Origin of the sequence: Niveispirillum lacus, from assembly GCF_002251795.1 — a bacterium.
Taxonomy (GTDB): domain Bacteria; phylum Pseudomonadota; class Alphaproteobacteria; order Azospirillales; family Azospirillaceae; genus Niveispirillum; species Niveispirillum lacus.
On the sequence record NZ_NOXU01000031.1, the window covers coordinates 109,218 to 132,349 of the forward strand.

The window sequence follows — 23,132 nt, forward strand, 5'->3', positions numbered from 1 at the left end:
CCAGGCCCGTTTTGTGGTTGGGACGCCCGGTACAGGTCACCCTGTGCCGGGCGTTTCCATTTGCGGGCCAGTGCCTCTATCATTGGTGGCGGTTATCGCAGGCAAGGGGACAGATGGTGGCGGGCAGCGATGGGGAACTGAAGGGCCTGACCATGGCCCTGGGCCAGGAACTGTCCGCTGGGTTGGAAGAGCCAATGTTTGATGCTGACCGCTGGATGCGGGCCCAGGCATTGGCAGAGGCGGTCAGCCTAAAGCTGGCCAATGGAGCCGATCCAGCGGCTGTTGTCGCCATGCTGGACCGGCTGCCCAAGCCCCGTAACCCGCGGGAAGGTGTGATTGCGCACCTGCTGCGCGCCGGGTTGCTGCGCGACGGTGCGGCGCCGACTGCGGCCTTGCAGGTCCTGATTGACGATCTGAACAGTGCCAAACCGCGCCACAATCTGGCCCAGGCCGATTACATCATCCGGGGCATCGTCTATGCGGTGTGGAGTAACCGCATGCGCCTGTCCGATCCAGGCCGCCATGACCTTGTCCTGCGCCAGCTCTGGCACACGATCCTGGACAAATATCGGGCCCAGATGCCGCCGCGCGACTCTGTGCCGGTGGGGCAGCGTCAGCGTGACCTGATCGTGCTGATGACCGGACAGTTTGTACAGGGCATGCATCAGCCCTCCATCGATGCTCGGGAGTTTGCCGCCAAGCTGGTGTTGCGCTTTGGGCGGCGTGTGGTGCTGATCAACACCGCTGATGGCCCGGTTTCGGCGCATTACCCATATCTGGGCGGCTTTGTCAGCAGTGCTGATGAAGAACTGGTCGACAAGACGCAGTTGGTGATCGACCGGCTGCCTATCCCCTTCATCCATCTGCCGCCCGGCCATACCGACCCGGCAACCGCTGCCGCCATGCGGGACCGGATATTGGAGATGCGACCTGACCTCATTCTGTCCTTCGGCACCATGAACCCCGTTGCCGATCTGTGCCGGGGCCTGCTGGACGTGGTGTCAATCCCGTTCGGCACCTACCTGCCGATGGCAGAGCCGGCCTTTGTGGCGCTGCCGCGTGCTCTGGTCGCCTCCGATGGCCCAGCCCTGGCCGTGGCAGGGCTGACCGCTGATCGTGTGACCAACATTGATTACTGCTATACACGACCGGCGATGGGCCGGGCCCGTGGTCGGGCTGATCTGGCGGTGCCGGCGGATGCCATCTTGACCCTGGTGATCGGTATCCGTCTGACGCAGGAGGTCACGCCGGCCTTCGCCGCTGCCCTGGACGCGGCGATAAAGGCGGAACCACGACTGTTTTTTCTGTTTGTCGGTTCGTTGGACAACTATGACCATCTGGTTGCCGCCCTGCCGGCCCTGGCGGCGCGGTCACGGGCGCATGGATTCGACCCGGATGTGATCGGCCTGCTTGAACAGGCCGATCTGTTCTTGAACCCGCCGCGTGGCGGCGGCGGTGCATCGGCCGCCTACGCCCTGTCCAGCGGCGTCCCGGCCTTCACCTTGAACGCTGGTGATGTGGCAACCGTGGTCGGGCCGGATTTTCACCTTGCCAGTCTGGGTGAGTTTGCCCCGCTCGCCAGCCGGTTTGCCGATGATCCGGAATATCGGGAAGCGATGCGCACCAAGGCGCGCAAGCGCTTTGCCGCAATTTCATCGCGCGATGTCATGCTTCGGCAGATCCTGGACGGGGTCAAGGCCCTGCGGGCGAAAGGATAAGTGGCGTCTGGTCGGGCCAGCAGCGGGCATGTTCTGCCAGCGCGTCGGCGCGGTCGCCGGCATCCTGCGGGTTGCCCGGGATAAAGATCGCCCGCCCCCGGCTGCCGGTATTGAGTTCCAGAACCAGACGGTGGCCCGCCTCCTGATCCGTTGCCAGGATGGTGAAACACCCGCCCTGGCCCGCCAGCGTTCGGCAGGCAGCAATGGTCGCCGGTGTGACACCCAGGACCAGATACGATAATTGCAGTGAAGTCACGCTGCCGCTCCCCGCATGGCCCGCCCCGTGGCACGGGCCAGCACGCCATAGCGTGGTGCCAGCAGAATGGAAAGGCCCAGGATCACCCCTGCCAGCACGGCGATGGACCCGGCAGCATTAACGGCCATGTCATATCCCAGCAGTGATGGGCCGAAAGCAGCCAGCGCGTAGCCGCCCAGCCCCGTCACGCCGCCCACCAACAACGACACGACCAGTTGTGTCCCCATGCGATCAGTATAGAGCCGAGCCGTGGCGGCGGGGCAGATCAGCATGGCGATGACCAGGATCGATCCCACCGCCTCAAACGCGGCGATGGCGGCTAAGGCGGCCAGCCCCACAATGCCATGCTGCACCAGACCGCTTTTCAGGCCGAGCGTGTCGGCCAAAGCCGGGTCGAAACAGACCAGGGTCAGTTCCTTCAAAAAAATCAGGATGATGACGAGGCAAAGGGCAAAGACGGCGACCAGTTGCACCACCTGCCGGGGCAGGGTGGCCCAGAGGGCTGGGTCGGTCAGGTCGGACCAGCCGTTGGGTGCTAACCACAGGATGGCCTCCAACTGCCCGTAGAGTACGCAATCGGCATCCAGATCGATCTGCCGCGCGGGTCCTTGTTCAATCAGCACAACGCCCAGCGCGAACAGGCCGGTGAAGACCACGCCCATGGCGGCCCCGGCTTCCACCCGGCCCAGGCGGCGGACCAGTTCAATCATTACGCCCGCCACCAAAGCGGCTGTCAGGGCGCCCGCCAGCATGGGCACGGTGTCACGGGTGCCGGCCACAAGGAACCCGGCGACAATGCCAGGCAGAACGGCGTGGCTGATCGCGTCACCCATCAGGGCCTGCCGGCGCAGCACCAGAAAGTTGCCGACCAGGGCGCAGGACAGGCACGCGAACAAAGCCGCCAGCAGGGCCGGGAGATCAACCGAAAGGAAGGTTGCGGCGTCGAGGGTCATCCCGTAATCCCCCTTGCCAGCAGGGCGCGGCGCAGACGGGCGCGCCGCAGGCTACGCCCCAGCAACCCGCGTGACGGGGCGATGATCAGGCTGATGAAGAACAGGCTGGTAGCGACCAGGACAATGATGGCGCCTGCCGGCAAATCGGCAAAGCGAGAGGAGAGCAGTGCGCCCACCCCGCCCGACACCGCGCCGACCCCACCGGCGATGATCAGCATCGCGGCCAGATCGTCGGTCCAGAAGCGGGCTGTGGCAGCAGGCGTGATAAGCAATGCGATGATCAGGACCAGCCCGACGGTTTGCAACCCGACCACGGTGACCAGCGTCACAAGGGCCATCAGCGCCAGATCAATCCGGCCTGTGGGCCAGCCGGCCGCCCGCGCAAAGCCTTCATCAAAGGCCAGCAGGCGGAATTCCTTAAAGAACAGCCAGATCAGGGCCGCCGCCACCAGGGCGAGCGCGCCCAGGCCCATCGCCTCGCCACTGCGCATGGCTGCTGTCTGGCCGAAAATGAAGCCCTTCAGTCCTGCGGCATTGGCGGCCGGCAGTTCCTGCACCACCGAAAGCAGCACGACGCCGGCTCCGAAAAAGACGGAGAGAACGGCGCCGATGGCCGCATCCTCGGTCAATCGGGTCCAGCGTTTGATGGCCTGAATGGTCAGAACGGCGATCACCCCGCTGATGGCGGCGCCGGCCAGCAGCAGGGGCAGGGATCGTCCGTCGATCCCCAAGGCTAGCCCGGTGAGAAAAGCGGTTACGATGCCAGGTAAAGTCGCATGGCTTAAGGCATCGCTGACCAGGGCGCGGCGACGCAAGACCATAAAGCAGCCCACCATACCGGCGGCCAGCCCCAATGCGGTGGCACCCAGCAGCACAACCAGCGTATTGTGCCCCACCATTTCCATCAGCGCGGACCCAGCCGTAACCCGCTGGCCCTTTGTCCGTAAGCGCGGCGTAGATTATCCTCTGTCAGGGCCTCGTACACGGGGCCGGCGGCGACCAGTTCGCCATTTAACATCAGGACATGGTCGAAGGTTTCGGCGACGGTCTGCAGATCATGATGCACGCAAATGACGGTGCGCCCTTCTGCGTCCAGTTCCCGCAGAACCGCCAGGATGGTCTGCTCGGTGGCAGCATCTACACCCGCAAGCGGTTCATCCATGAAGTAAAGCCGCGCTTCCTGCGCCAGGGCGCGGGCCAGGAACACGCGCTGTTGTTGGCCGCCCGACAATTGGCCGATCTGCCGGTGGGCAAGATCGGCCATGCCGACGCGGTCCAACGCCTGCATCGCGGCGGCCCGATGTTTGCCAGTGATGCGTCGGCCCCAGCCGATCAGGCCGTAACGGCCCATTGTGACCACATCCAGGGCGGACACGGGGAAGTCCCAGTCCACTGATTCCCGTTGCGGCACATAGCCGATCAGGGCGCGTTGCCGCTTCAGGGGGCGGCCATAAATCTCAATATTCCCGGTCAGCGCCGGGACCAGACCCAGCACCGCCTTCAGAAAGGTGGATTTGCCGGCCCCGTTTGGCCCAACGATGGCCACGAGACCGTGAGCTGGTGCCGTCCAGGTGATGTCCCGCAGCACCAGACGTTGATGATAGGCAACCGACAGGCCCGATACGGCCAAGGCGCCAACGCCAGCATCGGCACTCGGGATGAAATTGTCGCTCAACAGCCGTTGCAGCATGGTTCCCGCCCCTCAACCCGCCGCCAACCGGCCCTGGAACCCGCGCGTCGGCACGGTCCCGCCCAGGGCCTGGGCGATGGTGGTGACATTATGGTCAATCATGCCGACATAGGTGCCTTCATAAGTGCCCGGTGCGCCCATGGCGTCGGAATAAAGCGAACCGCCAATGGCGACCGTGTGCCCCTTGGCGGCAGCCCCCTGGATCAGGGCCTGGATATTGCGGTCGGAGACGGATGTCTCGACGAATACGGCGGGAATTTTCCGGTCAACCAACAGCGACACCATGCTTTCGATGCGCTGCAATCCTGCCTCTGACTCTGTGCTGATACCCTGGATGCCAACAACCTCGAGGCCATAGGCCCGGCCTAAATAGGAGAAGGCATCATGGGCTGTGACCAGCACACGCCGCGGGTCCGGCACTGACGCAAGCACTTTGCCGGCGTAACCATGCAGTGCCTCATACAGTCCCGCTGCCTTGGCCGTGTTGGCCGCATATAGCGTGGCATTGGCCGGGTAAAGGCCGGACAGTTTGTCCCGTACGCCCAGCAAGGCCAGTTGCCAGAGACTAGGGTCCATCCAGACATGGGGGTCCGGATGGGCATCGGCCCCATCAGGATGGATCAGTTTGTCCGAGGGCAGGACGGAGGCTGCGGCATACACAGGCTTGCCGGCTGACAGCTTATCCAGCATGTCGGCCATCTTGCCTTCCAGATAGAGGCCCGAATGGAACACGGCGTCGGCCTTCATCAGGGCAACCGTGTCTGACCGCGTCAGCTTATAGGAATGCGGATCAATGCCTTCGCCCATCAGACTACTGATGCTGGCTGTGTCCCCGGCCACTGCCCGCAGCAACTCGGCCACTTGGCTGGTCGTGGCCAGCAGAACGGGCCGTTGCGCAGCGTTGGCTGGCAGCGTGGCCGATATCAGGCCGGCTCCGGCAAGAGCCAGCAGGGAACGACGGGTGAGGGCGGCAACGGCAGACACGGGAGTGTGGCTTTCTGGAATCATTCCAAACTTTGCTTCGCCCCAGCATATAAGCGCGTTTGCGGCCGCGGCAAGGCAAAGTCCCGTGATGGTTCTATAACAACATCACCGCCTTGGCACGGTGGGAATCACCCTCGGATGGCTCATCAGCGCCAGAAAGGGCAGGTCAGACGGTCGGTTGCCATAGCCATGGGTTTCGTCAAACGGCCCCAGTTCGTGCAGCAGGGCCGCCACCCGCCGAGCCTTTTCCGCTCGCACACAGTTACCGCCCTGCATCCGCCCGGTCAGGACCCCGTCCTGTTCCTCGATGTCGGTGGCCAGGATGCGGTCGACCGGCAACCCTTCAAGCAATGTCGGGATGTAGAGTGACAGACCGCCTGTTGCCACCACCACCAGATCGCCGGCATCGGCATGGCGTTTCAACGCGGTCAGGGTCGGTTCATACCAGCGGGGCCAGCCTCGCATCCGTTCCGCCGCTTCCTGCGCCACGGCAATCGGTACCCCGGCCAGTGCCCGGTGCAGCATGCCGGCCTTGATCCGTGTGCGCAGGTCATCGTCGGGGTTGGTCCCGGCGCTCATCAACCCCGCCCGGATCGCGCGGGCGAAGACCAGGCCCGATCGCATGCGTCCGGCAACCCGCCCCAAATAGGGCAACAGGCTATCGCCTCCCACCAGGGTGCCGTCGAAGTCAAAAATGGCAGTGCGTCGTATCATGGTCGCCGCATAAAACAGGCGTGGGCCTTTCCGCTCAAGTTTTTTCCCGCTATGTGACATTTCACAGGGTTTCCGGAGATCACCACGGATCACCGAGCCTCAATCGCCAGCGCCCATATCCGTGGGCTTGGCTCTCGCGCCGCTTGGCGCGGGCGGCATCGCCGGCGTGCTTGCCCCCGCGTGGGGATGGGCCTTGAAGGAGAGAGAGTATCATGGCACGCGAACGCATCATCATCGACACTGATCCTGGGCAGGACGACGCGGTGGCCATGATGCTGGCCTTTGCCTCGCCGGAAGAGATCGAGGTGCTGGGCGTCACTGCCGTGGCCGGCAATGCCCCACTGGCCCACACAGAAATCAATGCCCGCAAGATCTGCGAGTTATCAGGTCGGCCTGATATCAAGGTCTTCGCCGGCTGTGACCGCCCCCTGTTTTTGGACCTGCATACCGCGCCGGAGGTGCATGGCGATACCGGCCTGGACGGTCCTGATCTGCCCATGCCCACCATGCCGTTGCAGGAACAGCATGCCGTCGATTTCATCATCGACACGCTGCGTTGCGAACCGGCTGGAACGGTCACGCTGTGCCCGCTGGGCCCGCTGACCAATATTGCCACCGCCTTGACCCGCGCACCCGACATCGCCGCGCGGATCAAGCGCATTGTCCTGATGGGTGGAGCACAGTTTGAAGGCGGCAACAGCAGCCCTGTGGCGGAGTTCAATATCTTCGTTGATCCACATGCGGCCCAGATCGTGCTTAAATCCGGGGTTGATATCGTCATGTTCTCTATGGATGTGACGCATCAGGTCCTGACGGCCCAGGCCCGCATGGACCGGGTGCGCGCCATCCCCGGCCCCGTGGGCCGTGTCACCTATGAGATGTTGGATTTCTATCGCCAGTATGACGAGGCCAAATATGGCACCGATGGCGGCCCGTTGCATGACCCCTGCGTCATCGCCTGGCTCATCAGGCCCGATCTTTTCCAGGGCAAGCAGGTCAATGTGGAGGTGGAAACCGCATCACCGCTGACCATCGGTCAGACGGTGGTTGACCGATGGTGCATCACCCCGCGCCCGAAGAACGTATTTTTCATGCTGAAGGCGGATGCAGAGGGGTTTTTTGATTTGCTGATCGACCGGTTGGCGCGGCTGTAAACGGGTTATCGAAAGGCCCCGGCCAGTTCCACCTCCACCCCGCCCATGCCACGCTTGAAGGCGGTCACGCCGGGGGCCGTGTCGGGCAAGATGCCGCCAAGGTCAAACCAGTCCCGGCCCTGCCGCTTCAATTCCAGCATCGCCTGCCATAGCAGCAGATTGTGCGCCCGTGCCGACCGACCGACCGCATCGGACCACCCGATCTGGTAAGTGGCGGCTCTGCCATGGCCCAGGACCAGAATGCCGGCTACCGGCACTCCATCCTTGTTCGCCCTCAACAACAGGATGTCCCCATCCTTGTACATGCCGGTACGCATGCGGATGACCAGCTTCGCCGATGGACCGCGATAGCGCTTTTCGGCCTTGTCCTTCTGGTACTGTTCCAGCAGCCAGGTCAGTTGCTGTTTCCCGTCGCGGTCGATCTCCACGGTCAGGCCCGTTCGTTCCGCCTGGTTCAGGGCGTTGCGCCACTTCTGGGCGAGACCGCTGCGCAGATCGGCCTCGGGACGTCGCAGGTCCAGCCAGAGGGTACGATAACCCGGCGCCTTGTCGCGCCGGAACCCGGCCCAGCGCATCATCGAGACCGCTTCCTCTCCCGCCGTCCATTCCGGCACCACGGCGGTCCAGTTGAGGGGCCCGCTCGGATAATCCTGGCGGATCAGCTTCATGACCATGGCGAAGACACTGGGCTTGCGCGCCTCCGGCCGCAATAGCGGGCCGCGATGCAGACGGGCGATCCGGACGACCCGTAAAAGCCGCCGTTCGCTCATCACGACAAGCCCGATAGGCTTGTCCGACAGCTCAATGATGCCCAGCCGCGGGCGCCATCCTTCCACCGTCAGCATGGCCTGATGATAGCCGAAGCTCTGGGTCAGGCTGCTTTGCCCGCATTCAGCCAGCAGCGATGCCCATTCCGACAGGCGCCCTACGTCCCAGACGATGCGCAGGTTGGGGATGGTGTCGTGATCGGTCATCGGGGATTGCAAGTCGCGTGCGGGAAGGCGAGAGTGCCTGTCTTTCCTGCCTTCTGTCGAGTGATCATGCGCAGCCCCGTTCAACCCAACTGGTGGCATCCCGACCATTTCAGCCGTAAGCGCCCCTATCTTGCCGTTCGCCAGACGGTGATGCGCAGCCTGCGCCGCTGGTTTGAGGATCACGGGTTTGACGAGGTGGAGACGCCGGCCCTGCAGGTGTCTCCGGGGTTGGAGGTGCATCTGATGGCCTTCGCCACCGATCTCGTCGGACCGCACCCCGACGACCGCCGCCGCTTGTATCTGCATACAAGCCCCGAATTCACCATGAAGAAGCTGCTGGCTGCCGGTGTGCCGCGGCTATTTCAACTGTCGCATGTCTATCGCAACGGCGAACGGTCGGGCACGCACCATCCGGAGTTCGCCATGCTGGAATGGTATCGGGCGGGTGCCGGGTATCGTGACCTGATGGACGACTGTATCGCCTTGGTCAGGGCGGCCTGTATCGCCGCCGGCAAGGACAGGCTGCGCTTCCGGGGCCTTCAGTGCGACCCCTTCGCTGATTGGCGGGTGCTGACGGTACAGGATGCCTTCCTGCACTATGCCGGTATCGACCTGCTGGCCACGGCCCCCGATCCGTTGCGCCCTGATCGTGAGCTGTTGGCCAATGCGGTGCGCCGCATCGGCATCCGCGTGGCTGACAGCGATACCTGGGAAGATCTGTTCTTCCGCGTCAGTCTGGACCGGATCGAACCGCATCTGGGCATGGATGTACCCACCTTCCTGTCAGATTATCCTGTATCGATGGCCGCCTTGGCGCGGCCGAAACCCGGGGATCCGCGCGTGGCAGAGCGGTTCGAGTTGTACGGATGCGGCGTGGAACTGGCTAATGCCTTTGGTGAATTGACCGACCCGGTGTTGCAGCGTCAGCGATTCGAGGCGGATATGGCGGAGAAGGAACGGTTGTATGGGGAGCGCTACCCGATTGACGAGGAGTTCCTGGCCGCGCTGCCCCTGATGCCGGACAGTGCGGGTATCGCCCTGGGATTTGACCGGCTGGCCATGATCATTGCAGGGGCGGAGAGGATCGACGATGTGCTGTGGGCGCCGGTGGTCACGGCCTGACCCTCAGCCCCACACCCCCGCTGTGGGCAGCAGCCGGGCGCCCTGGTAGGTCAGGCCCGGCGCCCGATCCTGGGCCAGCAACAGCGGCCCGTCCAGGTCAACATAGTCGGCCCCCTGGGCCAGCAACAGGGCGGGCGCCATGGACAGTGACGTTGCCACCATGCAGCCGATCATGACGTCCAGGCCCAGGGCCTGCGCCCGCGCCTTGACCGCCAGCGCCTCTGTCAGGCCGCCGGTCTTGTCCAGTTTGATATTCACAACCTGATAACGGTGGGCCAGATCCTCCAGACCGTCCAGCCCATGGGCGCTTTCATCGGCACCCAGACGTACAGGACTGTCAAAGCCGAGCAGGGCGCCGTCGGCGCCAGCGGGCAGGGGCTGTTCGATCATCTCCACCCCTAGATTGGCAAAGGCGGCGGGCAGGGTGGCCAGATCGTCAGGTTTCCAGCCTTCGTTGGCATCGACGATCAGCCGACTGGCCGGAGCCGCTTCGCGCACGGCGGCGACACGGTCCAGATCAGCCCCATCGCCGGCCAGCTTCAGCTTCAGCAGGGGGCGTGCGGCCGCGCGTGCGGCTTGGGCCATGGCAGCCGGCGTGTCGATGGACAGTGTAAAGGCCGTGACCACCGGTTCCGGTGGGGCCAGTCCCGCCATTTCCCAGACAGGCGTGCCACTGCGCCGTGCTTCCAGGTCCCAAAGCGCACAATCCAGGGCGTTGCGGGCAGCCCCGGCCGGCATGGCGTGGAACAGGGCGCGGCGGCTCAGTCCGCGGCTGAAAGCGTCTGCCATCGCCTGCATGGCGGCTTGGACCCCCTCCACGCTTTCCCCATAACGGGCGTAGGGTACGCATTCACCCCGGCCCACATAGCCATCGGCGTCGCGTAGTTCGGCCACCAGCACAAGCGCTTCCGTCTTCGCCCCGCGCGAGATGCGAAAGGTGCCCCGGATAGGAAACCGTTCCAGACGGACAGTCAACTGGGCGGTGGGTGCAGGTGCAAAGGGCATCAGGGGGGGGCTCCGACGGATTGCGTGCTTTCTTTTCTACAGCAATCCCAGATACTTGTCGAAGTGCTGTCCCTGCGACGTGCAGACATACCATTGCGGTCGCGCTGAAACACCCCATGTGATAGACCGTTGCGTCGACATTTCCACGCATTGCGGAAACCGGATTCCCGATGAATTTCAGAGACGCCTGGCGCGAATCACTGGCGATCTATCTGCTGCTTCTGTCCGACCCCGGCCGCGTGCTGCGCTTTGCCGGGGCACCGGCGTTGATTCTGGCTGCGCTGGGCATCGCGCAGATGACCCGATCCCAGGATGATGGCAGCGGTGGCAGCTTGCTGCTGCTCCTGTCGGTGATCTGCATGATCTGGAGCCTGGGCGTTTGGACGGTGCGCTGGTCCCGCTTCCTGCTCCTGGGGGAAGATGGGCCGCAATTCTGGGACATGCCGTTTGAGGGGCGAAACTGGCGTGTTGGCGGCATCTTGCTCTCGATGATGATGCTGTCCGCCGTTGCCTCCATTCTGCCGGCCACCGTGGTGATGACCTTGCTGGCCAGTGTCACGGGCCATCGGCTGGCCACCAACCCGAGCCAGGGGCCCGCCGACGCGGCGGCGATGGCCTCGGCCATGCCGGACTGGTTTTTCCTGACGACCTACATCGTCATCATCCTGATGACGCTGTGGCCGGTAGCCCGGCTCGGCCCTGCGATCGGCTCCGTGGTCCAGGATGGCAAGTTTGTCATGGGCGCCAGCTGGAAAGCCACGGGCCACCTGGGCGGGTTGCCGCCGCTATTGGCCCTGATCCTGGTGAACCTGCTGCAGGTGCCGGCTGTCTTCCTGTGGTTGACAGGGCTGCAAAGCAACAGCCTGGTTTTGCTGATTCTGGCCAATGTGGTCTTGTCCATCACCCATCCGTTGGTGACGGCGATGACGGCGCTGCTCTGGGCCCGGATCTATGGTGTTGCCATTGGTCCGTATCAGTCAGCGATCACCGCCCGGGATGAGGAATGATCAGGGTCTGGCAGATCGCTGGCTTGTCGATGCGGTGAACGGTGCCGTCAGGCCAGCGAACCTCCACCCGATCCACGCTTGTGTCCCGACCCAGCCCGAAATGGGCGACCGGCTCCATCTGGCACAGATAACCTGATCCGCCGCAGAGGGTCCGCATTTGCAGGCGGTCACCGGACCATAGCCGCACAAGGGCCCCACGCGCCGGTGCGCCGGCCACTGTCAGCGGTCGGATACGCAGCCAATGGTGGCCGCGCGGTTCACCGATAAAGAGCGACAAGGGTTGTGGCGCCTGTTCGCCATGGGCGATCAGCAACTCCAACTGCCCGTCACCGTCCAGATCGGCCACGGCAGCCCCGGTGCCGAAACCGCCGGGCAGGGCAGCATCGCCGATATCAATCGACAGCCACCGATCATCGCGCCAGCCGAACAGGCGGTTCGGCTCCCCCAGATTGTTGATGAAAATCTCTTCATACCCGTCATTGTCGAAATCGGCGGCAATGACAGTGCGGGCCCGGCTCGGCCGTGCCAGATCCAAGGGAGCCATATCGGCGAAACCGCCGCCTGCCTGTTGCTGAAACAAACGGTGCGGTCCTTCCCAGTTGGCCTGGATAATGTCGAACCGCCCGTCCCCCTGAACCAGCGCCACGCCCCGCGCTGCCTGCGCCCCATCCGACAGGCCCAGCGCCTCTGCCATTTCCACGAATGTACCGTCCCCCTGGTTGCGGAAAAACAGATTGGGCCCAATTTCGTTCCCAGAAAAGATGTCCGGCCGTTCGCCCAGCAGGGGTGCGACCAGTAGTGACCGCCCACCGGTTATGGCATCCAGCCCAACCTCATCCGCCATGTCGATGATGCGCCCACGTCCCCCCATTTCGAACAAGCGCATCGGTCCGCCATAATTGGCGACAACGAAGCCATAGCGCCCGGTGCCCGCCCGGTCGATGACGGCGATGGAGCGTCCAGCGAAGCGGTTGGCAACTGCGAAATTCTCCGGCAGGGCGAACAGGTCGATCCAGCGATCCCCAAAACAGGCCAACAGGCGATCCGAAACCTGCTTTGGGCCGGAAAAGCCGTCACTGTTCAGGATGTAGATTTCTTCGCGGCCATCGCCGTCAATATCGCCGCAGGCCAATCCGATGGCCCGGTGGCCAGCATCGGCCAGCAACGGGATGGCCATATCCACCAGGCCCGCCCCGCCCCATTTCAGCACCCTGTTGGGGCCGCCATAGCCGGCGACGATCATCTCATCCTGTCCGTCGCCATCCACATCAGCCACGGCCACGCCGTAATTCAACGCGGGCTGGTTGCCGGCGATCAGGTTGGAGCATTCGATGAACATCCGGCCCCCGCACTGTGGCTGTCGTCCCGGCACCGGAACGGCCTATGAATAGCCTGGACCAGGGGCCGTGGGCAAGGCGACGGACTGTGACGTTTGACGGGACGACGGCGCACAGGGCGCTTCTAACGCCGGATCCGACCGTCATGCACAATATCTGGTGTTCGCCTATGCCATCGTCCCGACCAGCCGGACGGGCGGCGGCGTGTGATTTGTGTCCTGTCATCGGGTCGATGGCAGCGACGCTGGTTGCCAGCGAATGTGAACCGGGATTACATCGAATCTCCCCCCGGTCGCATATGGGCGGCGTCCGCGTGGCCATGCCTCGACCTACACCGCTGAATCCAAGGATTATTCGCGGCTAGTCCGCTGATGGGCCTCCGTCAAGCCGCGTGCGCTGCATACCCCGGCCCCACCTTCCCGCTGCATTGGAATGGCTGACGTCAAGCCTATTCATGATGGACAGGGAGGAAATTTCTGCCTTGTGGTGGGGACGGGATTTGGTACGATCCGCACCCAAGCCAACAAGATGTTGTGTTCTGTGGTCAGTTATCCACAGCCGGGGCACTGGGGAAAACGGGGATAAGTCATGCGCGATGGTGAAGTGAACGATTGGGCCCCGCAGGGCGCGGACGTGTTCGGCCAGATTCAGATGCGCAAGCACTCGGCCGTGACTGTGGATCATACCCGCAACGAGCTGCTGACGCCGTTTGGCAAGGCGACGTTGGACGACCGCTATCTGATGCCGGGCGAAACTTATCAGGACCTGTTTGCCCGCGTCGCCAGCTATTACTCCGACGATCACGCGCATGCCCAGCGCCTGTATGACTATATCTCCCGCCTGTGGTTCATGCCGGCCACGCCCGTCCTGTCCAATGGCGGTACGGCGCGCGGCCTGCCCATCTCCTGCTTCCTGAATGAGGCCAGCGACAGCCTGGAAGGCATCGTCGGCCTGTGGAACGAGAATGTCTGGCTGGCGGCCAAGGGTGGCGGCATTGGTTCCTACTGGGGTAACCTTCGCTCCATCGGCGAGCAGGTAAAGGATAGCGGTAAGACCAGCGGCGTCATCCCCTTCATCCGCGTCATGGACAGCCTGACGCTGGCTATTTCCCAGGGGTCCCTGCGCCGTGGGTCGGCTGCTTGCTATCTGCCCGTTTCCCACCCCGAGATCGAAGAATTCATCGAGATGCGCCGCCCCACGGGTGGTGATCCCAACCGCAAGGCGCTGAACCTGCACCATGGCATCGCCATCCCCGACGCTTTCATGCGCGCGGTCGAGGGGGATGAGGAATGGGCGCTGACCAGCCCCAAGGATGGCAAGATCCTGCGCCGCGTGAAGGCGCGCGACCTCTGGATCCGCATCCTGACCGCCCGTATGGAAACGGGCGAGCCCTATATGCTGTTCATCGACCATGTGAACCGGGCCATCCCAGAACATCACAAGCTGGCCGGCCTGACGGTGAAGATGTCGAACCTGTGCAGCGAAATCACGCTGCCCACCGGCATGGACCCGTGGGGCAAGCAGCGCACAGCCGTCTGCTGCCTGTCCTCGTTGAACCTGGAAAACTTCCTGGAATGGCAGGACCATCCGACCTTCATTGAGGACGTGATGCGTTTCCTGGATAATGTCATGACCGACTTTATCCAGAAGGCTCCCAGTGACATGGAGCGCGCCAAGTATTCCGCCATGCGTGAGCGGTCGGTGGGTCTTGGCGTCATGGGCTTCCACAGTTTCCTGCAAAGCCAGATGATCCCGATTGAGGGGGTGATGGCCAAGGTCTGGAACAAGCGCATGTTCGCCTTGATCAAGCGCAAGGCCGACGAAGCCTCAGTCAAGCTGGCGCATGAGCGCGGGCCCTGCCCCGACGCCGCCGAATATGGTGTGATGGAGCGCTTCTCCAACAAGATCGCCATTGCGCCGACGGCCAGCATCTCCATCATCACCGGTGGCGCGTCGCCGGGGATTGAGCCAGTGGCCGCCAACGCCTATACGCACAAGACCCTGTCGGGCAGCCATTCGGTGCGCAACCCGTACCTGGAACGGTTGCTGGCAGAGAAGGGCCGCAATGATGAGGACACCTGGTCGGAAATCACGCTCAACAGCGGATCTGTCCAGCATCTGGACTTCCTGACCCAAGATGAGAAGGACGTCTTCAAGACGGCGTTCGAACTGGATCAGCGCTGGCTGATCGAACACGCTGCCGACCGCACGCCGTTCGTCTGCCAGAGCCAGTCGCTGAATGTCTTCCTAACGGCCGATGTGCATAAGCGCGACCTGCACCAGATCCACATGATGGCCTGGAAGAAGGGCGTGAAGAGCCTGTACTACCTGCGTTCCATGTCGGTGCAGCGCGCCGAAAGCAACGCCACCAAGGAGATTGGCAAGGCCAAGGCTGCGCCGATCGCGGAGACAAACAAGTACGAGGAGTGCCTGGCCTGCCAGTAACACCCCCCTATCCATGGCCCCCAATCGTTTGAGGGCCATGGTCGAGGTTTGGACGGTGGAAGATTGTTGGCGATGCTTGGTTGACGCCCCCTGACAGTCAGGGGGCGTCGCCAGCCCTCTGCCAAGTCCACCGGAAGCGGCGAATACCGCCATTGCCGTCCGGTCCCTCCAGGGCCGCCACGACATTGCCGCCATAGCGGTTAAAGACGATCCGTTGCGGATAGGCAATTTCGGTGTTGGAGAACACCGCCATATTGTTGCCTGACTCGATCAGCTTGTACGGGATCACGGCGTCGCTGCCCAAAGGCTGGCCGTAATAGACCACAGAGCCGTCAGGTTCAGCGACGATGCGCATGAATTCAGTATCAGCGCCGCGCACCGGCGACATGGATCGCCGCATCCCCAGCATGACACCGTCGCCGGGCCGCATGAAGTGCTGCTCCGTGCGGGTTGGTCCTTCACGTCCCACCCACTGGCCCGCCAGCCAGTCGAGGGATCGCAGGGGGTCGTTAGATGCCTGACTGCCCGTGGGCAGGGCCAAGAACAAGCCCAGCAGCAACAGGCCAGAGAGGCGGGTGACAGAGAAGGTGGACATGGGCACTCCTCCGTTTGGTTTTTGTTTTGAACAGGCTACGCCTTATTTGCCCCGCCGTCCCGACTGCTGATGATTTTGACGATTTTGCAGCACGCCGAAGAGGCGTTGCCTATGGCGCCGACCCGGCCAGTCGCCAAGACCAGCCGAAACGCTTCACACCGCCGCCTTTGACCGGCCCTTCGATGGTCGCGGTCAGGCTGTCGCCTGTGCGGCGATAGGTGATCTTCTGCGGAAAATCATGGTGTGGATTGGCGAATATCGCCAGACCCGGCATAGACTCGATAAGCGCAAAGCTGGCTGGAGCCTGGCCCAATGGATGCGCATGATAGGCCAGTTGGCCCGCGGCATCGGGGCCGATGCGAATAAACTCTGCTTCCGGCGCCTTGCCCGGTCGCACGGTTCGGCTCATGCCCAGGATGATGCCACCGGCGGGACGCATGTAATGTTCCTCGATCCGCCGGTCACCATCCTGGCCAACCCATTGGCCTGCCAGCCAGGAAAGGTCGTCGATCACGGGTTCCGCCGACAGAGCAGTGGGGGCGGCCAGCAACAGCAGGCCAGCCAGGAAAAGGGCGCGCATGGGGAAGCCTTCGGCAGTAGAGTAGCCAGGATACACCCGTAGACGGGGATCGTTTCAATTGATCGCGTCAAGCCGATCAGCGGTTAACGTGGGTCTGTCGCACGCAGCGATGGCCGGTCGATGATACCCGCGAGCCAGTTGGCCAGGTCCGGATGGTCAGTCCGCCAGTCCAGATCGCCATGGCGTAGATCCAGATAATCCAGCGCACAGGCCACAGACAAAGCGCCCAGACCGGCATTGTCTGCATAGAGATCGGGCACAGCCGTTTCCATGGCTGGCAGGGACCGGGCGATGGCGGCTATTTGCCGGTCAACCCAGCCGGGAGACTGTTCACCCAGTGGCCGCCGCCTCTCCACCACTGCGCTGAAGGCTGCATCCAACAGGCCCTGGGCCAAGGCAGACAGTCGCAATGACCGCCAGCGGTCAGGCCCGGCATCCGGCAGCAATCGACGGCCAGGCAGAATATTGTCCAGATAGTCCGCAATGGCCCAACTCTCGCCCAGACACCAACCTTCGTCCGTGACCAGGGCCGGGACCTTGCCAGAGGGTATGGCTGATAACAGGTCGGCGGGATCGGACCAGGGGTCGATGGTCACAACCTGGAGCCGGTCCAACGCCTGCTTCTCCATGGCCAGGGCCAGCACCTTGCGGGCATAGGGGGAGGTTTTAGCGACATATAGTTTCATGGCAGTTTTTCCTTTTGCAACTGTAACAGGCCGGCCATCCCTGCCAGGGTGCCCAATACCAGTATGGTGGCGCCGGCCGCGAACAGAGGCAGGTGATGGCCGGTATCCGCGAACAGCAAGGTCAGCCCATAGCCCCCCGCAGCCTGGAACAGGGCGTATATTGCGGTCATCCGGCCCCACGCAGCCGTATGACCGCGCGCCCCCGCCAATTGTCCAGCCACGCCCGATGCCAACGCTACGCAGCCCGGTGTCAGGGCGCCGACCAGCAGGGCTGACAGACCCAGCGGCAGCGGGGCCGAGGACAGGAGCGGCAGGGCCACCGCCCCGGCCTTCAAGCCCAATGCCAGGGTCAAGGCGGGTGCAAAGCCCAGTAATCGGGCCAGACGAGCCGCCAGGAGCGGCCCCGTTAGGGCACCAACCCCGAACACGAACCAGTAGGCCCCACCCATGGCGATGCCCTGGCCCAGTCCGCGCGCCACGTAATCGGCCAGGAACAATGTGTGTGGCACGAACCCCATACCGTCGGTGGCATAGGCCAGCGTGAACAGTAGAAGTGCCCAAGACCGGGTCAAGGTTGGTTCTGGTGCCGGGGGCGCGTGGGCGGTGACGGGCCAGTGTCCCCAGGAGGCGATGGTCAGCAGCAGCGCCAGCAGCCCGATTCCGGCCCAGGCCCAGGCCGCGCCGCCACCGGCCAGCCAGGGCAGAAGGGTGCCACTGACCATCACCCCAGCCCCGATCCCGGAAAAAACAATGCCTGCGACCAGTGGCCTTTGATCCGGTGGCACCTGGGCCATCAGCACCGGGGCCGCCAGGATCATCAGCAAGGCCCCGCCGATCCCAGCCAGAAAGCGCCACGCCGCCAGCCATTCGGTTCCGCCATTCCACGCGCAGGCCGCCAAGGACAGTGTCACCAGCAGCATGGCGGCGCGCAGCACGCAGGCAGGGCGACACAGGCGACCAAGGTGCGCAGCGCCGATGGCCCCCAACAGATAACCGAACAGGTTGGCGGCGCCCAGCAACGCCCCACCCCCGGCATCCACCCAACCCTCATCAATCAGAGCCGGCAGCAGCGGGGTGTAAGCAAAACGACCCAGCCCAACGCCCAGAAGCGTACCCGCCAGTCCCGCCGATGCCGATTGCCAGACCTTCCCCATCACGCGCCCCACCCGATCTCAGGCGCAGATGGTGTCATGGCCTTGACATCAAGAAAAATGAATTGTCAGGATAACTAAATTCACGTCAGTTGATGGGTGGGCGATGGACAGCACTGATCTTTCCTACTTTCTGGCGGTGGTGGAAGAGGGGGGGATCACGGCGGCGGCACGTCGGCTGAATTGTGTACAGTCGAACGTGACGGCCCGTATTCGATCGCTGGAGGCAGCGCTGGGCGTAACGCTGTTTCACCGCAACGGCCGTGGCGTAGTACCAACGCGCGCTGGCGAGCGACTGCTGCCGCATGCACGGCAAGTGGTTGCGGCCTTGCGGGCAGCGCGCGACAGTCTAAGGGATCTGTTGCATCCGGACCGGCCCGGTGGGCGCCTCGCCATTGGCAGCATGGAGACAACAGCCGCCTGTCGCCTGCCACCGGTTCTGGCCGCCTATCACGCTGCCTTCCCGGATGTGGAGTTGAGCCTGCGGACCGGGCCGACCATTACGCTGACGGAGGAGGTCCTGTCCTACCGACTGGACATGGCCCTGGTCAGCGGCCCTGTCGACCATCCGGACCTGATGGTCGCCGATGTCGGGGTTGAGCAGATGGTGATGGTGGCGGGCGTGCAGGCGACGGACGAGTGGCCAGCAATGCTCTACAAGCCGGGCCTCTCTGCCCTCTGCTTCCGACGGGGCTGTGCCTATCGTGAACGGCTGGAAAGCCTGTTGGCCGGGCTGGGGGCGCGGCAGCCCCGCCTCCACGAGTTCGGGACGCTTGAAGGCATCATTGGGGGCGTGGCGGCCGGGATTGGTGTTTCGCTGTTGCCACTGGCGGCCGTCGACCGATCACCATTGCGTTCGTCTTTGTCGATACAGACGGTGCCCGCGCCTTGGGCCGTGGCGCCGACGCAGTTGATCCATCGTCGTGATGCGATCATGACGGCCGCGCTGGCCCGCTTTATCGACTATGCCCGATTGGGATGGCAGTGCTGATTTGCATTATGCAATTACTGCATAATGCAAATCACTTTACCAGACCAGTGAAACGGCGGGGCGATAAGGTGCCTGCTCGAACATGCCGTTGATCAGGCCCTGAAGCTGGACACGGGCGGCCTCGCGTTCGCTGGACGGGACACTGGCTTTTGACAGCGCCTTGATGACGAAACCGCTGCCACGCAGACGCTTCAAGGTCACCCGAGCATCATCGGCACGGGATGGATGGATAGCGGCCACGGTGGCCACCCCCTGCGGCGGGCGAACAATGAAAAGGCCGAACTCGGTCATGGGAACCCCCTATGCCAATGGATAGGGGGAACACAGCAAGCGGGGTGCCAATACCCGCCCTGTACTTAAGCGTTAGGGATCAGTCTTCCACGGCCCAGGCGCGCATCGGACCCTCTGCCTGTTCCATGAATTCAGGCCGTGAGACAGTGCCGTCGCCATTTTGGTCCATGATGGCATGCCGGCGGGTTGCTTCTGCCCGCAACTCCTCTGGTGTGACGCGGAAATCAGCGTTGCTGTCGGCTGACATCACAGGGTCAATCCCCATGCGGTAATCGGCCCGGCCTCGGCCATCTACGCGGGCGGTCGCGGCCTCGTCCGGTGTCATGTCGATGCGGCCGGGCCGCAGGCGGCGCCCGGTATCCGCCGGCGCGCTGTGGGTGGGCAAGTTGACCCGATACTGGGTTAACTCATAAGACGTGACGTATCCATCGCGGTTGAGGTCATAAAGCGGGAAGACACGCCCTGCCTCTGCCGTCAATTCCAGCAGGGACAGCGTACCGTTGCGGTCAGTATCAGCGCGCGTGAACCAGTCACGCATCGCGGCGCGATAGGCCTCTGCATCGCGGGTGGGGGCTGCCAGCGGTTCCCCGACGGGACTGACCGGACTGTAGCGGATACCGGGCCGGAATGTGTCCCGTCCCCCCCCGCATGATGCCAGGGCCAAAGCCATGGCCACCAGTCCTAAGCCGAGACCTGCCTGCCGCCAAACCGTCCGCCGCATCCGCCGCTCCGTTCGCTGTTCCGCTTCTGCTTAACGGGCTCGCAGGGTGGGGGCCAGCAGATAAATCTCGCTACCGCTTCTGTAAGGCTTTGGTGGACCCAAGGACCCGCTTGGCCAAAACCTTTGGAGCTTCTGATGACACGCGTCCGGGCGGGGCGTCCTGTCGGGTGTGGATCAGGCGGGGTCCGCTATTGCGCTGGCGCCATCGGGCAGGGTGCAGTCCCGCAATTTCAAGCCCTTAAACCGATCCCCCGGTATCATGGCCTGGCTGAAATCCACCCATTCGATGGCGGCATCCCGCAACCGAACGGGCAGTGCCCCACCGCCGCGCAGTTGCAGGTCTTCCATATTGGCTGCTTCCAGCACGGTGTTCCGCAGGGTCGCGCCTTCGAACCCGGCGCCACGCAAATCACATCCCGACAGGTCGACATAGGAAAGGTTGGCGCCGCTGAAATCGCTGGCCGCCAGTTTGGCGTGGCTCAATTGCGCACCCGACAGGTCAGCCCCTCGGAACGACATGGCCGATAATTCGCGCCCGCGCAGATCCACACCCTTCATCTTGCGGCCCGTGAAGTCGGCGCGGGTGCCGGTCTTGCCACCGCTTTCCACCCATTCCTCGTGCTGTCCTACAATGCGGTCAATTTCCGCAAGGTTCTGCAGGTGTTCGGTAAAGGCCGGCAATCCCTGGAACAGGCGACGTGTCGTGTTGTCGATCGTAAAGGTGGCGTCCTTGATATCGGCATGCAGGAAGTTGGCACCTTCCATCTTGGCGCCCAGCAGAACGACCCCCTGCAGATCACTTTCACTGAAATCCGCATTTGACAGGTTGGCGTTGCGCATATTCACGCCGCGCAACCGTACTTTGCGCACCACCGCATCCTCAAGCGATGCATCCTCCAGATTGCAGAAGGACAGATCGGTAATGAATTCACGGCTGACCACGTCTTCACCCTTGCGATGCAGGGTCAGGTTGCCCATACGCATGTCACTGCCATCCAATTTGGCCTGTGCCAGATCGGATTTGTAGAAACGGGCCCCACGCAAATTCGCACGGGTGAAATCGCAATGTTTCAGATTGGCACCGATGAACAGGCTGTTGGCCAGGTCGGTTTCCCGGAACTTGCAGCCTTCCAGATTTGTCTGTGACAGGTTGCAGGCCAGCATTGTTGCCTGCGACAGATTAAAGCCTTTAAGTTGAAGCCCCTCGATGCTTGCCAGCCGAAGTTCAAGTCGCCGTCCACCCTTGCCCTTCAGAAAAAGGGAGTGCATCGCCAGGTGGGTGGTCAGGTCTGTTCGTGCAGAACCGGTATCGGGCGCCTGAATTGCCATAAACATCCAACCGTATGTTTTTTTTATTTCAAGAGAGCAGAGCAGCACTGATTGCGTACCCGCTTACGGATACTGACTTGTTTAATACCAAAAGAAAATGATTAATAAGTTAATGCTGCTGAATCTGGGTCACGGCTCTTCCGGCATACGGCATTCACGTAGGACCGCACCGGATAGCTGTTCGGGTGTGATCACGCATTGGGCAAAGCTGGTCCATTCGATTGAGGCGCCGGCAAAACGGATCGCCAATTTGCCGCCCCCCCGCAAATCCAGATCACCGAAATCAGCGCCGTCGACAAGGGTGTGCAGCAACCGGGCATTCTCCATCCCGGCCCCGCGGAGATCGGCGTTCGAGAGTTCGGCATAGGCGAGTGTTGCCCCGTTGAAATCAGCCGCCGCCAGTCGGGCATGCGCCAGTTTGGCCCCCGTCAGGTCCGCGCCCCGGAAGGATACGGCGGACAGTTCCCGTCCGCGCAGATCGACCCCGCGCAAGGCCATACCGGCAAAATCCGCCCGTGACCCGGACCGCCCCCCAGAATTCACCCATTCCTCATGTGCGGCAACGATCCGGTCTGTTTCCCGCAGGTTGGACAGATGTTCCTCAAATGCCGGGTTGCCGGCAAACAGGCGGCGGGTGTCGTCATTCACCGTAAACACGGCATTCTTGATATTGGCACCCGTGAACTTCGCTCGCTCCATCTGTGCGCCCAGCAGCACGACACCCTGCATATCGGCGCCTGACAGATCGGCGCCCGACAGGTCGGCATTGCGCATATTGACCCCGCGCAGGCGGACATTATGCAGCACCGCGTCCTGCAAAGTTGCTTCCTCCATGTTGCAGAAGGACAAGTCGGTGGTGAACTCCCGCTGTTTGGCGACGCCACCGCTGTTCAGCGTGATGGACCCGACCCGCATGTCTGACCCTGTCATTTTGGCCTGTTGCAGGTCGGACTTGTAAAACCGCGTTCCGCGCAGGTCGGCGCGGGTGAAATCGCAATGTTTCAGGTTGGCGCCGATAAACAGGCTGTTGGACAGGTTCGCCGCTTGAAAGCTGCATCCTTCCAAATCCGTGTAGGAAAGGTTGCAGGCCAGCAGCAGGCATTGCGACAGATCAAAATTATTCAGCTTGATGCCCGACAGGTTTTGCAGGCGCATCTCCAACCGCTTGCCCGCATGACCACGGGCAAAAAGCGTGTGCTGGGCCAGCATGACCTGCATGTCATGCGACGGCAAGGTGTGGGCGCTCTGCGGTTTGTTCATCGGGCTGCTGCTTGATCCAACGTCCAGTTCAACTATGCCATACACGCAGACATGGGTAATCCACCAACATCTCCATGATGTCCTGGCCAAAAGACATATCCCGGCCTCCCAGGCGACACAGAGTTGGGAAGTCTCTTGACCTTGATTGTAGGTTTGTGATCCGATGCAT

General features: G+C 62.9%; 23 protein-coding genes. 6 read left to right on the forward strand and 17 right to left on the reverse strand.

The window, feature by feature from the left end:
• Positions 1-113 precede the first annotated feature (113 nt).
• A complete protein-coding gene (locus CHU95_RS16265) occupies positions 114-1,718 on the forward strand; it encodes a glycosyltransferase (protein WP_094457399.1) in 1,605 nt (534 codons plus the stop codon).
• On the opposite strand, the gene CHU95_RS16270 is transcribed toward CHU95_RS16265, so the two are convergent.
• The 6 genes from CHU95_RS16270 to CHU95_RS16295 form a co-directional block, all read right to left on the reverse strand.
• Positions 1,693-1,974: a hypothetical protein gene (locus CHU95_RS16270; RefSeq protein WP_094457400.1), complete on the reverse strand. Its 282-nt coding sequence runs from the start codon at positions 1,972-1,974 to the stop codon at positions 1,693-1,695. The genes CHU95_RS16265 and CHU95_RS16270 overlap by 26 nt on opposite strands.
• On the reverse strand, positions 1,971-2,927 hold the full coding sequence (locus CHU95_RS16275; RefSeq protein WP_094457401.1) for a metal ABC transporter permease: 957 nt from the start codon (positions 2,925-2,927) through the stop codon (positions 1,971-1,973). Before CHU95_RS16275 ends, CHU95_RS16270 begins: the two co-directional genes overlap by 4 nt.
• Positions 2,924-3,832, reverse strand: a complete 909-nt coding sequence (locus CHU95_RS16280) for a metal ABC transporter permease (protein ID WP_094457402.1) — start codon at positions 3,830-3,832, stop codon at positions 2,924-2,926. The genes CHU95_RS16275 and CHU95_RS16280 overlap by 4 nt, the downstream gene beginning before the upstream one ends.
• Complete coding sequence (locus tag CHU95_RS16285) at positions 3,832-4,617, reverse strand: metal ABC transporter ATP-binding protein (protein WP_094457403.1); 786 nt, start codon at positions 4,615-4,617, stop codon at positions 3,832-3,834. Before CHU95_RS16285 ends, CHU95_RS16280 begins: the two co-directional genes overlap by 1 nt.
• A gap of 12 nt (positions 4,618-4,629) precedes the next feature.
• On the reverse strand, positions 4,630-5,601 hold the full coding sequence (locus CHU95_RS16290) for a metal ABC transporter solute-binding protein, Zn/Mn family (protein ID WP_245838341.1): 972 nt from the start codon (positions 5,599-5,601) through the stop codon (positions 4,630-4,632).
• Between the two features lie 105 nt (positions 5,602-5,706).
• Entirely contained in the window at positions 5,707-6,315 is a 609-nt protein-coding gene (locus CHU95_RS16295; RefSeq protein WP_094457944.1) for an HAD-IB family hydrolase, read from the reverse strand.
• A gap of 212 nt (positions 6,316-6,527) precedes the next feature.
• Between CHU95_RS16295 and CHU95_RS16300 the strand changes: the two genes are divergently transcribed.
• Complete coding sequence (locus CHU95_RS16300; RefSeq protein ID WP_094457405.1) at positions 6,528-7,469, forward strand: nucleoside hydrolase; 942 nt, start codon at positions 6,528-6,530, stop codon at positions 7,467-7,469.
• Positions 7,470-7,474: 5 nt separating this feature from the next.
• Here CHU95_RS16300 and CHU95_RS16305 read toward each other — a convergent pair whose 3' ends face one another.
• A complete protein-coding gene (locus CHU95_RS16305) occupies positions 7,475-8,443 on the reverse strand; it encodes a lipid II:glycine glycyltransferase FemX (protein ID WP_094457945.1) in 969 nt (322 codons plus the stop codon).
• 66 nt (positions 8,444-8,509) lie between these two features.
• Between CHU95_RS16305 and epmA the strand changes: the two genes are divergently transcribed.
• A complete protein-coding gene (gene epmA / locus CHU95_RS16310; protein ID WP_094457946.1) occupies positions 8,510-9,565 on the forward strand; it encodes an EF-P lysine aminoacylase EpmA in 1,056 nt (351 codons plus the stop codon).
• 3 nt (positions 9,566-9,568) lie between these two features.
• On the opposite strand, the gene dgcA is transcribed toward epmA, so the two are convergent.
• The gene (dgcA, locus tag CHU95_RS16315; RefSeq protein WP_094457406.1) at positions 9,569-10,570 is read right to left on the reverse strand and encodes an N-acetyl-D-Glu racemase DgcA; all 1,002 of its coding nucleotides are present in this window, start codon (positions 10,568-10,570) and stop codon (positions 9,569-9,571) included.
• Positions 10,571-10,740: 170 nt separating this feature from the next.
• Here dgcA and CHU95_RS16320 point away from each other — a divergent pair, with 170 nt between their 5' ends.
• Positions 10,741-11,577 (forward strand): hypothetical protein, encoded by an 837-nt coding sequence (locus CHU95_RS16320; RefSeq protein WP_094457407.1) that lies wholly within the window; start codon positions 10,741-10,743, stop codon positions 11,575-11,577.
• Here the strand turns inward: CHU95_RS16320 and CHU95_RS16325 are convergent.
• Entirely contained in the window at positions 11,555-12,916 is a 1,362-nt protein-coding gene (locus CHU95_RS16325) for a CRTAC1 family protein (RefSeq protein ID WP_094457408.1), read from the reverse strand. The genes CHU95_RS16320 and CHU95_RS16325 overlap by 23 nt on opposite strands.
• A gap of 586 nt (positions 12,917-13,502) precedes the next feature.
• Here CHU95_RS16325 and CHU95_RS16330 point away from each other — a divergent pair.
• The gene (locus CHU95_RS16330; RefSeq protein ID WP_094457409.1) at positions 13,503-15,359 is read left to right on the forward strand and encodes a ribonucleoside-diphosphate reductase subunit alpha; all 1,857 of its coding nucleotides are present in this window, start codon (positions 13,503-13,505) and stop codon (positions 15,357-15,359) included.
• A gap of 97 nt (positions 15,360-15,456) precedes the next feature.
• On the opposite strand, the gene CHU95_RS16335 is transcribed toward CHU95_RS16330, so the two are convergent.
• The 4 genes from CHU95_RS16335 to CHU95_RS16350 all read right to left on the reverse strand — a co-directional run bounded on the left by CHU95_RS16335 (position 15,457) and on the right by CHU95_RS16350 (position 18,374).
• A complete protein-coding gene (locus tag CHU95_RS16335) occupies positions 15,457-15,954 on the reverse strand; it encodes a DUF6265 family protein (RefSeq protein ID WP_094457410.1) in 498 nt (165 codons plus the stop codon).
• A 109-nt stretch (positions 15,955-16,063) separates the two neighbouring features.
• On the reverse strand, positions 16,064-16,534 hold the full coding sequence (locus CHU95_RS16340) for a DUF6265 family protein (RefSeq protein ID WP_094457411.1): 471 nt from the start codon (positions 16,532-16,534) through the stop codon (positions 16,064-16,066).
• A gap of 83 nt (positions 16,535-16,617) precedes the next feature.
• On the reverse strand, positions 16,618-17,220 hold the full coding sequence (locus CHU95_RS16345) for a glutathione S-transferase family protein (protein WP_094457412.1): 603 nt from the start codon (positions 17,218-17,220) through the stop codon (positions 16,618-16,620).
• Entirely contained in the window at positions 17,217-18,374 is a 1,158-nt protein-coding gene (locus CHU95_RS16350) for a YbfB/YjiJ family MFS transporter (RefSeq protein ID WP_094457413.1), read from the reverse strand. Before CHU95_RS16350 ends, CHU95_RS16345 begins: the two co-directional genes overlap by 4 nt.
• 103 nt (positions 18,375-18,477) lie before the next feature.
• Here CHU95_RS16350 and CHU95_RS16355 point away from each other — a divergent pair, with 103 nt between their 5' ends.
• A complete protein-coding gene (locus tag CHU95_RS16355) occupies positions 18,478-19,362 on the forward strand; it encodes a LysR family transcriptional regulator (protein ID WP_094457414.1) in 885 nt (294 codons plus the stop codon).
• A 36-nt stretch (positions 19,363-19,398) separates the two neighbouring features.
• Here CHU95_RS16355 and CHU95_RS16360 read toward each other — a convergent pair whose 3' ends face one another.
• From CHU95_RS16360 to CHU95_RS16375, 4 genes are all read right to left on the reverse strand, one after another.
• On the reverse strand, positions 19,399-19,653 hold the full coding sequence (locus CHU95_RS16360) for a hypothetical protein (protein ID WP_094457415.1): 255 nt from the start codon (positions 19,651-19,653) through the stop codon (positions 19,399-19,401).
• A 79-nt stretch (positions 19,654-19,732) separates the two neighbouring features.
• Entirely contained in the window at positions 19,733-20,374 is a 642-nt protein-coding gene (locus CHU95_RS16365) for an EF-hand domain-containing protein (protein WP_094457416.1), read from the reverse strand.
• Positions 20,375-20,548: 174 nt separating this feature from the next.
• Positions 20,549-21,703 carry a pentapeptide repeat-containing protein gene (locus tag CHU95_RS16370; RefSeq protein ID WP_165772227.1) on the reverse strand — a complete coding sequence of 385 codons (1,155 nt, stop codon included), beginning with the start codon at positions 21,701-21,703 and terminating at the stop codon, positions 20,549-20,551.
• A 129-nt stretch (positions 21,704-21,832) separates the two neighbouring features.
• The gene (locus tag CHU95_RS16375; RefSeq protein WP_094457418.1) at positions 21,833-22,963 is read right to left on the reverse strand and encodes a pentapeptide repeat-containing protein; all 1,131 of its coding nucleotides are present in this window, start codon (positions 22,961-22,963) and stop codon (positions 21,833-21,835) included.
• Positions 22,964-23,132 lie beyond the last annotated feature (169 nt).

Bases quoted from the DNA above. Each gene is read 5' to 3' on its own strand.
- CHU95_RS16305 (WP_094457945.1), bottom strand. From the start codon at position 8,443: ATGACCGATCACGACACCATCCCCAACCTGCGCATCGTCTGGGACGTA.
- CHU95_RS16325 (WP_094457408.1), bottom strand. From the start codon at position 12,916: ATGTTCATCGAATGCTCCAACCTGATCGCCGGCAACCAGCCCGCGTTG.
- CHU95_RS16285 (WP_094457403.1), bottom strand. From the start codon at position 4,617: ATGCTGCAACGGCTGTTGAGCGACAATTTCATCCCGAGTGCCGATGCT.
- CHU95_RS16355 (WP_094457414.1), top strand. From the start codon at position 18,478: ATGGACAGCACTGATCTTTCCTACTTTCTGGCGGTGGTGGAAGAGGGG.
- CHU95_RS16265 (WP_094457399.1), top strand. From the start codon at position 114: ATGGTGGCGGGCAGCGATGGGGAACTGAAGGGCCTGACCATGGCCCTG.
- epmA (WP_094457946.1), top strand. From the start codon at position 8,510: ATGCGCAGCCCCGTTCAACCCAACTGGTGGCATCCCGACCATTTCAGC.
- CHU95_RS16345 (WP_094457412.1), bottom strand. From the start codon at position 17,220: ATGAAACTATATGTCGCTAAAACCTCCCCCTATGCCCGCAAGGTGCTG.
- CHU95_RS16300 (WP_094457405.1), top strand. From the start codon at position 6,528: ATGGCACGCGAACGCATCATCATCGACACTGATCCTGGGCAGGACGAC.
- dgcA (WP_094457406.1), bottom strand. From the start codon at position 10,570: ATGCCCTTTGCACCTGCACCCACCGCCCAGTTGACTGTCCGTCTGGAA.
- CHU95_RS16365 (WP_094457416.1), bottom strand. From the start codon at position 20,374: ATGCGGCGGACGGTTTGGCGGCAGGCAGGTCTCGGCTTAGGACTGGTG.
- CHU95_RS16375 (WP_094457418.1), bottom strand. From the start codon at position 22,963: ATGAACAAACCGCAGAGCGCCCACACCTTGCCGTCGCATGACATGCAG.
- CHU95_RS16335 (WP_094457410.1), bottom strand. From the start codon at position 15,954: ATGTCCACCTTCTCTGTCACCCGCCTCTCTGGCCTGTTGCTGCTGGGC.
- CHU95_RS16360 (WP_094457415.1), bottom strand. From the start codon at position 19,653: ATGACCGAGTTCGGCCTTTTCATTGTTCGCCCGCCGCAGGGGGTGGCC.
- CHU95_RS16370 (WP_165772227.1), bottom strand. From the start codon at position 21,703: ATGGCAATTCAGGCGCCCGATACCGGTTCTGCACGAACAGACCTGACC.
- CHU95_RS16280 (WP_094457402.1), bottom strand. From the start codon at position 3,832: ATGGAAATGGTGGGGCACAATACGCTGGTTGTGCTGCTGGGTGCCACC.
- CHU95_RS16295 (WP_094457944.1), bottom strand. From the start codon at position 6,315: ATGATACGACGCACTGCCATTTTTGACTTCGACGGCACCCTGGTGGGA.
- CHU95_RS16275 (WP_094457401.1), bottom strand. From the start codon at position 2,927: ATGACCCTCGACGCCGCAACCTTCCTTTCGGTTGATCTCCCGGCCCTG.
- CHU95_RS16330 (WP_094457409.1), top strand. From the start codon at position 13,503: ATGCGCGATGGTGAAGTGAACGATTGGGCCCCGCAGGGCGCGGACGTG.
- CHU95_RS16340 (WP_094457411.1), bottom strand. From the start codon at position 16,534: ATGCGCGCCCTTTTCCTGGCTGGCCTGCTGTTGCTGGCCGCCCCCACT.
- CHU95_RS16320 (WP_094457407.1), top strand. From the start codon at position 10,741: ATGAATTTCAGAGACGCCTGGCGCGAATCACTGGCGATCTATCTGCTG.
- CHU95_RS16350 (WP_094457413.1), bottom strand. From the start codon at position 18,374: ATGGGGAAGGTCTGGCAATCGGCATCGGCGGGACTGGCGGGTACGCTT.